General features: G+C 63.6%; 1 pseudogene. It reads right to left on the bottom strand.

Features of this window, described 5'->3' with window-relative positions:
- Positions 1 to 534: pseudogene (locus IVA87_RS13290) on the bottom strand (IS21 family transposase); the annotation flags it as partial.
- Positions 535 to 667 lie beyond the last annotated feature (133 nt).

Here is a 667-nt window from a genome sequence, read left to right as displayed (position 1 = left end):
GCCAAACTTCACGAAGGAGCTTTCCAAGCCATCGAACCAGCTCTCTTGCCGTTCGTTGCGGAATGCCCTGACATGGTGCCGGCGCGAGTAGCCCAACGTGGCGACGAACAGGTAGGCGCGAACCTTGCTACCGCCGATCTCGACCAGCCGCTCGCCAAAATCGATCTGCAGCTGTTTGCCGGGCGGTGTCTCGAACCGCACCGTCGCACGCGCCTCGGCCGCAAGCTCCTGGCGATAGCGCTGGACGGCCCGCTCGACCGTGCGCAGGCTGACGATGATGCCTTTCTCGGCTGCCAGCTCCTGGCGGATCACGTCGGCATTGCCGTGGTGCTGCCGTAGGCGCTCCTTGAGCCAGATCTCCTGGCCATCGAGTGCCTTTTTGCGGTGCGGCTGCCGATACGGCGTCCAGCCGCCAGCCGCCACGTAGTCCTTCACCGTGTTGCGGCTAATCCCGAGCTCCCCGGCAATCCGTTTACTACCCCACCCCAGCTCCTTGAGCCGGAGTATCGCCGAAACCTCGTCCGGCTCCAGCATGGCCTCCCTCCGCGGATCTTTGAACCGCAGAGGACCTGAACTGAGTCGCTGCATAAAACCCCCGTTCTGACCGTGTCGCGAGGGGGTCAATTCCTCGTGTCGTCAGGGGGTCAATTTTCCACGTCGCCCGACA

Source organism: Bradyrhizobium sp. 147, assembly GCF_023073935.1.
GTDB lineage: Bacteria > Pseudomonadota > Alphaproteobacteria > Rhizobiales > Xanthobacteraceae > Bradyrhizobium.
This window is presented reverse-complemented; position numbering and strand designations above follow the sequence as displayed.